Origin of the sequence: Flavobacterium sp., assembly GCF_044368625.1 — a bacterium.
Lineage (GTDB): Bacteria > Bacteroidota > Bacteroidia > Flavobacteriales > Flavobacteriaceae > Flavobacterium.
This window is the reverse complement of sequence record NZ_JBIPPD010000175.1, coordinates 1-6,897: the sequence shown is the minus strand read 5'-3', so window position 1 is coordinate 6,897 and position 6,897 is coordinate 1. Positions and strand designations below refer to the sequence as shown.

10 protein-coding genes are annotated in these 6,897 nt (G+C 31.2%); all 10 read right to left on the bottom strand.

What is annotated here, in order from left to right; translation table 11 throughout:
- Positions 1-366: 366 nt before the first annotated feature.
- Positions 367-1,080 carry a GLPGLI family protein gene (locus tag ACIQ2X_RS12170; protein ID WP_396179188.1) on the bottom strand — a complete coding sequence of 238 codons (714 nt, stop codon included), beginning with the start codon at positions 1,078-1,080 and terminating at the stop codon, positions 367-369.
- Positions 1,081-1,138: 58 nt separating this feature from the next.
- A complete protein-coding gene (locus tag ACIQ2X_RS12165) occupies positions 1,139-1,429 on the bottom strand; it encodes a hypothetical protein (protein ID WP_396179187.1) in 291 nt (96 codons plus the stop codon).
- Positions 1,430-1,837: 408 nt separating this feature from the next.
- Positions 1,838-2,557: a GLPGLI family protein gene (locus ACIQ2X_RS12160; RefSeq protein ID WP_396179186.1), complete on the bottom strand. Its 720-nt coding sequence runs from the start codon at positions 2,555-2,557 to the stop codon at positions 1,838-1,840.
- A gap of 51 nt (positions 2,558-2,608) precedes the next feature.
- Positions 2,609-2,830, bottom strand: coding sequence for a hypothetical protein (locus ACIQ2X_RS12155; protein WP_396179185.1), 222 nt, complete (start codon positions 2,828-2,830; stop codon positions 2,609-2,611).
- 471 nt (positions 2,831-3,301) lie between these two features.
- A complete protein-coding gene (locus tag ACIQ2X_RS12150) occupies positions 3,302-3,997 on the bottom strand; it encodes a GLPGLI family protein (protein ID WP_396179184.1) in 696 nt (231 codons plus the stop codon).
- Positions 3,998-4,187: 190 nt separating this feature from the next.
- Positions 4,188-4,463, bottom strand: a complete 276-nt coding sequence (locus ACIQ2X_RS12145) for a hypothetical protein (RefSeq protein ID WP_396179183.1) — start codon at positions 4,461-4,463, stop codon at positions 4,188-4,190.
- Positions 4,464-4,830: 367 nt separating this feature from the next.
- Positions 4,831-5,523, bottom strand: coding sequence for a GLPGLI family protein (locus ACIQ2X_RS12140; protein WP_396179182.1), 693 nt, complete (start codon positions 5,521-5,523; stop codon positions 4,831-4,833).
- A 6-nt stretch (positions 5,524-5,529) separates the two neighbouring features.
- Positions 5,530-6,261 (bottom strand): GLPGLI family protein, encoded by a 732-nt coding sequence (locus ACIQ2X_RS12135; protein ID WP_396179181.1) that lies wholly within the window; start codon positions 6,259-6,261, stop codon positions 5,530-5,532.
- A gap of 66 nt (positions 6,262-6,327) precedes the next feature.
- Positions 6,328-6,579, bottom strand: coding sequence for a hypothetical protein (locus ACIQ2X_RS12130; protein WP_396179180.1), 252 nt, complete (start codon positions 6,577-6,579; stop codon positions 6,328-6,330).
- A 103-nt stretch (positions 6,580-6,682) separates the two neighbouring features.
- Positions 6,683-6,897 (bottom strand): hypothetical protein (locus ACIQ2X_RS12125; protein WP_396179179.1); only part of this gene is annotated, 215 nt, incomplete at its 5' end.

Here is a 6,897-nt window from a genome sequence, read left to right as displayed (position 1 = left end):
AAAAAAAAAAATGCTTTTGGCAAAATTTTTATGGGGATTAACATAATTTTAACTTAGGGTAAACATTAGCATTGGCAAGATAGTATTTTTATTTTGAACGTTTTTAAAAGGACAAAAGTATTTTACAACACAACTATATTTTCTGCTATTTTACTTAATTCCAGCTTTTTCTTGCAGAGGTTTTGCAAATAAATTGGCTGATTCCAGTGGTTGGTTTAGGGTATCAGAAACGACACCTGTAATGGTTTTTTGAGAAAAGGCGGACAGGGAAATTAGGAGGAATAGAAGGAGGAATTTGGGCATTTAAAGTTTTAATTTTTTAGAATGGCTTTTTGTAATGACTCTTTAGAAATGCGCATTCACAAATTAATCTTTAAAGTTTTCCGCATCCTTTTGGAGTTTCTTATTGTAATCTTCTAACGAAATAGTTTTAATTTTATTTAGGAATGATGAATCAAAATCAAATTTTGAATCCAAATCAACCTTTTTAGCACCATAAACCACATTTCTAACTTGAAGTTCTAATATTAATCCAGGCAAATTACCATAACCGTTAGGCCCAAAACTATAGGGAAGTTCAGGACAATACCAAGCAATTACGGGATGATTGAATATTTTTCCTTTTCCATTATCTACTTTATTCACATTTGTTGCTTTATAACATAAATAATTATCAATCAACTTTGTTTCCAGGTGTAACTCCCAATTATCTCTCAAAGGCTCTTTTACCAAAATATCTTTTTCAAGATAATTCATTTCTTGAAAAATAGAATTTTCAAATTGAAAAGTTACCCCCGAATATCCTGCAAAAATAGTTGCGCTTTTCGAATTTCTTTCATCACTCGACAAGATAGCGTTTTCATAAAATTTAGAACCTGACTTATTAATTATTAAATTAAACAAAAGACTATTAACTCCCATTCGAGCATCATCGAACATTTTCCTTAAACTGGGATTATTATTAAAGAGTTCTTTTTCATCATCAATTTTTACCGCATATTCTACAGCAATGTTTTTTTGTTGACTAAACAATACATTAACAAATAATAGCGTGTAAATTAAAACTGTTTTATTTTTCATAGCTTCTTTATAAATAAGCATATCTTTTTTAAAAGATATGCTTATTGTTTAAAACATTTTAAGGCTGGATGCTCGTTACTTTTTTACTATTCTCTGACATGCAAAAAAAGTAGACATTCCAAGCCATTCCAGTCGCTTGTTCGTGCGTAAAACACGCAGATTTAGCATCATTGTAAGCTGAAAATTTAGCAACACCACAATCTTTTGCTACAACTACGCTAGCATCCATTTCTGCTATTTGCGTAACTTCAGAATCAGTTAACAGAACTTCTCTCTCAGCAATATTATTCGCCATACTACTTCCTACAAACGCTATCATTGCGATAGCACTAAAAATTACTTTTTTCATTTTAAATTGTTTTTAAGTTACGCTAGCCTTTATTGCCTAGCCACTCAAAAGTAGGGAAAAAAAAAAATGCTTTTGGCAAGATTTTTATAGGGATTAACATAATATTAACTAAAAAGAACGTTTTGATTATGCAATTTACTGCTTTTATTTTGAACGTTTTTAAAAGGACAAAAGTATTTTACAACACGACTATATTTTCTGCTACTGCACTTAATTCCCGCTTTTTCTTGCAAGGGTTTTGCAATTAAATTAGCTGATTCGAGGGGTTTATTCAGCGTATCAGAGACTACTCCCGAAATTATTTTTTGGGAAAAAGCGGAGAAGGAAATGAGGAGGAATAGCAGGAGGAATTTGGGCATATTCAAAACATTTAAAAAGTATAAAATACAAAGACTAGCAACCTGTTTTTTACTCACCCTTTCCGTGAACTTGCATACTGTAATCGATATAGCTATTAAAAATATTTAAATTTTTACGATCTTCTTGAACGCAAGCGTCCTTTGAACTTAGATTATTGAAACTTATTGATTCGATTCCGATTACTGAATTATCTACCACAACTTCTAAAATTAAACCTGGCAAACCACAAAACTCTCTGGGTCCAAATTGATAATTTAATGCCGGACAAAAATAGGCAGTAATCTCTTTATCAATTACAGCACCACCTCGTCCGCGACCTTTTATTTGACAAGTTGCTTTTAAACAATAATAGTTATCTATCATTTTTGATTCGGTAGTGATATTCCATTTATAATCGGAGATTTTAGTTTTTATTGCTAAATTTGCTCCTAGAGACTCATTTCTTTCAAATATTTCGTCATCATTTAGGCTAGTTTCTATGTATTTGCCATCAAATGAAAGGATTTTTCGAAACCTTAAAGACAGCATATCTACGTCGTCCAGTTCCATGTTATCTATTAGAGAAAATTTTGATGTATTATTACAAATTGCCAGCACAAAAGACAATGGTTTAGTCTTGGCAATCGATTCCGATACATTACTAACTTCTGTTTTTTTTAGATCAAAAGGCGTGTAAACTTTGTATACACATGTCACCGTTTTATTATTTTGTGCAAGCAAAATAGAAAAACAGAACAATATTAATAATAACAAAATATTTTTTTTCATTTTTCAGTTTAAAAAAAGACTGTAAAAATTTAATTTTTACAGTCTTTGAGATTAATTGATAGATACGGACTTTCTAACTTTAGGCGTGGTAGCTTCTAAACAGTCTGCCAATGCACCTAATCCAGCTGCTACTGAAGCACCATCGTTTCCAGTTGCTGTAAATGTCGCGTCCTCAGAAGCTCTAGCTTCTTGCATACAGTCTCTTGTTACTGCAACTTCAGCACTTTCAACTTCTGTCATACTCGCCATACTACTCCCTACAAACGCTATCATTGCGATAGCACTAAAAATTACTTTTTTCATTTTAAATTGTTATTAAGTTACGCTAACCTTTCTTGACTAGCCACTCAAAAGTAGAAAAAAAAAAAAAAATGCTTTTGGCAAGATTTTTATAGGGATTAACATAACATTAACTAAAAAAACGTTTTGATTATGCAATTTACTGCTTTTATTTTGAACGTTTTTAAAAGGACAAAAGTATTTTACAACACAACTATATTTTTTGCAATTGTACTTAATTCCAGCTTTTTCTTGCAGAGGTTTTGCAAATAAATTAGCTGATTAAAGTGGTTGGTTTAGGGTATCAGAAACGACACCTGTAATGGTTTTTTGAGAAACGGCAGAGAGGGAAATGAAGAGAAAAAGAAGGAGGGATTTGGGCATATTCAAAACATTGAAAAAGTATAATTGACAAAAAGAAACAACCTGTTTATTTACTCCATTTTTCCGTAAATATGCATACTTTTAATCATCAAAAAGACTTTTTAATCTGAAACTTTCTTCGTCTTCAGAAATAATTTCACCCTTCTTAAGGATGCTATAATCTGGCAAGTTATCTGCATCAAAATCAATTTTCGATACTCCATAAACTACATTTCGGACTTGCAATTGTAAAATTAATCCAGGTAAATTTCCATAACCTATTGGACCATAAGAAAACGGAAGTTTTGGACAATACCATGCAATAATGGGATGTTCAAAAACACTTGAACCATTTACCACCCTGTCAATATTTACCGCTTTGTAACATAGATATCCGTCGATTTCTTTTGACTCATTTGTTAAAGTCCAGCCTTTAATTACTTCTGACTTGATAAATACTTTATTTCCAAGTAAAGTAGATTGCTTTAATATTGAATCTCTAAAAGAAAGAATTAAACCGGGATATTTTGCAAAAACAAATGCAAGTTTATCGCTTAAAGTTTTCTCATCTGTACTTAATTTATTTTTTATTTCAAATGACGAGCCGAATGAATCAATTTTTAAATCAAACATAAATCGGTTTGGATTTGCAACTGCGTAGTCATAATGAACTTTAAACATACCCCCATCTTTATTTATTAATTCGTCATTTTGAAAAACTAACCCGTAAGTTACTGTTAGATTTTTATTTTGTGCAATACAAAAACTTGTAAGAAATAGAAGAGCCAGTATTTTCATTTGTAGATTTTTAATAATTTATAATATTCTAACTATTTATTGGGAGTAATTGATTGACCTATGCACAGAAGCTCATATCTCAAATCTACATTGATGTTTGAATCGCATTTCCTTAAAAAAATGAAAAAGGAGTTTAGTATTAGTCACATAAACTCCTCAAAATAAGTATCAATTAATGATTTAATATGAATTAAAAAATACTCATATTTTTCAGATTATCTGATTTACAGTCAAAGAAGATGATATAACCGGCGGTATTGGCATCTTTATCATTCATCCCCATTACTTCTTTAGCATATTTTACTGTAGCTGCTTGCTCAGCTCTACAATCTCTTCCTAAGATTAAAACTTCGATAGTAGAACCTTTATCCACAATAATTTCTAACTCTCTCTCAGCAATATCAGCTGCCATACTACTTCCTACAAACGCTATCATTGCGATAGCACTAAAAATTACTTTTTTCATTTTAAATTGTTTTTAAGTTACGCTAGCCTATCTGACTAGCCACTCAAAAGTAGAAAAAAAAAAAAAATGCTTTTGGCAAAATTTTTATGGGGATTAACATAATTTTAACTTAGGGTAAACATTAGCATTGGCAAGATAGTATTTTTATTTTGAACGTTTTTAAAAGGACAAAAGTATTTTACAGCACGACTATATTTTTTGCAATTGTACTTGATTCCCGCTTTTTCTTGCAAGGGTTTTGCAATTAAATTGGCCGATTCCAGTGGTTGGTTTAGGGTATCAGAAACAACACTTGTAATGGTTTTTTGAGAAAAGGCGGACAGGGAAATTAGGAGGAATAGAAGGAGGAATTTGGGCATTTAGGGTTTTAATATTTTAGAATGACTTTTTCATATTCATCTTTGGTTATTGTTTTGCCTTTTGGAAAATCAGTTTTTAATTCTTGATTCACAAAAACTATTTTTTTTGCCAAATAGGTTGTGTAATCTTTATTTAACTCTAATATCAAACCGGGTAAGCCATGAAATTCAATTGGACCATAAGGAAAAGGTAAACTTGGTGCAAACCAAGCCGTTATTGTTTTGGTTTTGATTTTATTATTTCTTGCCACAAATTCAGACGTATAGGTTGCTTTGTAACATAAATAAGTATCTATCATTTTTGTTTCTGTCGAAATTTTCCAACCCGAGGCGATTGCGTCTGATTTTACAAGAATATTATCATCAGTTTTTGTTATAAGTTCTTTTTTCGTGCCGTCTATAAAATAACTATCAAGTGTTGCGTAGACACTTTTTGCAGAACGTAGTAAATTTTCATCATATTGTCCATTATCTAAAGATTCAACTTGCATAAAACTCGAAAAATTACTGTTAAATTTTAATTCATACTTTTGTGTTTTCGCCATTTCAATTAAGCTTTTAACCATGTCATTTTGCGAATTGCCTTCTTTAAAAGGGACATCTACAGCAGCAATTTCATACTCCACTATGCCCGACTTAGATTGTGCAAATGACAATGCATTGCATAATACGAAGAAATTGAAAATTAATATTTTTCTCATAATTTTTTACTGGCCCCCAAATAACAGCTTTTGCGTAACGTCATTGACAATTTTCAAAAATTCATCTTCTTGTACGAATTTTCCTTTTGAAGGTTTTTCAAGCACGATTTCCGATGAAGAGTTGAAATCAATTTTTGTTGCATAAAAATATATTTTCCCATTGTACGTCGCTTCTAATACTAGGCCAGGCAATCCATCTAGCCCATATGGTCCAAAAGGAGCAGGTATTTCTGGTGCAAACCACACGGTGGGATAAAACTTTCTACGAGTATTTCTTACTGGAGAAATCTCTTCTTTATACGACATCGCTTTTATACATTTATAACCATCAATTATTTTTGTTTCATTTGTAATTTCCCATTTATATTCGTCATACTTCTTAAACACATAAAACATCTCGCCACCTGCATCAGATAGCTCAATCTTTTCTTTCGTTAAGATATCTTTAAAAAAGTAAGTTCCTGCCATCATTTTAGCAAAATCATATAGTTCCATATTATCGCCTTCATATAACTTTTCGACAGGCTGATATATACTTCTAGAATTATTATATAAAAGCTGATATTCAATTGATCTAAAAGCTTTCAGTTGCTCATCATCGGAACGCTCTTTCTCATTTTCAAACAAGTACCTATCAACTTTGTAGGTAACGCAATTTACAATAGTACCTTGTGAATAGGACTGTAAAACATTGAAAATAGTAAAAAGATATAAAAAGTGAAAAACTTTGAATTTCATGATAAATAAATTTAAAACCTACACTAAATTGTGTAGGTTTATTTTTGAGCTTTAGCAAATTACGTTTTAATTTATGTCATGTGACACACATGGATTTGGGTTTGATTGACACATTCTGAAATATACTCCCAAAAGATGAGCATACTGTGTGTCAGTAAGACACCCATTCATTTTTTCATATTGATCCACTTTAAATGCAGCTTCTGCAATACAATCCTTAGTTTCAAGTTTCTCCGCTACTTTAACTTCTGATGTATTCGCCATACTACTTCCTACAAACGCTATCATCGCGATAGCACTAAAAATTACTTTTTTCATTTTAAATTGTTTTTAAGTTACGCTAGCCTATCTGACTAGCCACTCAAAAGTAGAAAAAAAAAAAAAAGCTTTTGGCAAAATTTTTATGGGGATTAACATAATTTTAACTTAGGGTAAACATTAGCATTGGCAAGATAGTATTTTTATTTTGAACGTTTTTAAAAGGACAAAAGTATTTTAAAGCACGACTATATTTTTTGCAATTGTACTTGATTCCCGCTTTTTCTTGCAAGGGTTTTGCAATTAAATTGGCCGATTCTAGTGGTTGGTTTAGGGAATCAGAAACGACTCCAGTAATGGTTTTTTGAGAAAAGGCAG

What these genes read in the sequence shown, in the direction of transcription:
- ACIQ2X_RS12160 (WP_396179186.1), bottom strand. Translation starts at nt 2,557, where the DNA reads ATGAAAAAAAATATTTTGTTATTATTAATATTGTTCTGTTTTTCTATT.
- ACIQ2X_RS12150 (WP_396179184.1), bottom strand. Translation starts at nt 3,997, where the DNA reads ATGAAAATACTGGCTCTTCTATTTCTTACAAGTTTTTGTATTGCACAA.
- ACIQ2X_RS12145 (WP_396179183.1), bottom strand. Translation starts at nt 4,463, where the DNA reads ATGAAAAAAGTAATTTTTAGTGCTATCGCAATGATAGCGTTTGTAGGA.
- ACIQ2X_RS12165 (WP_396179187.1), bottom strand. Translation starts at nt 1,429, where the DNA reads ATGAAAAAAGTAATTTTTAGTGCTATCGCAATGATAGCGTTTGTAGGA.
- ACIQ2X_RS12130 (WP_396179180.1), bottom strand. Translation starts at nt 6,579, where the DNA reads ATGAAAAAAGTAATTTTTAGTGCTATCGCGATGATAGCGTTTGTAGGA.
- ACIQ2X_RS12135 (WP_396179181.1), bottom strand. Translation starts at nt 6,261, where the DNA reads ATGAAATTCAAAGTTTTTCACTTTTTATATCTTTTTACTATTTTCAAT.
- ACIQ2X_RS12155 (WP_396179185.1), bottom strand. Translation starts at nt 2,830, where the DNA reads ATGATAGCGTTTGTAGGGAGTAGTATGGCGAGTATGACAGAAGTTGAA.
- ACIQ2X_RS12170 (WP_396179188.1), bottom strand. Translation starts at nt 1,080, where the DNA reads ATGAAAAATAAAACAGTTTTAATTTACACGCTATTATTTGTTAATGTA.
- ACIQ2X_RS12140 (WP_396179182.1), bottom strand. Translation starts at nt 5,523, where the DNA reads ATGAGAAAAATATTAATTTTCAATTTCTTCGTATTATGCAATGCATTG.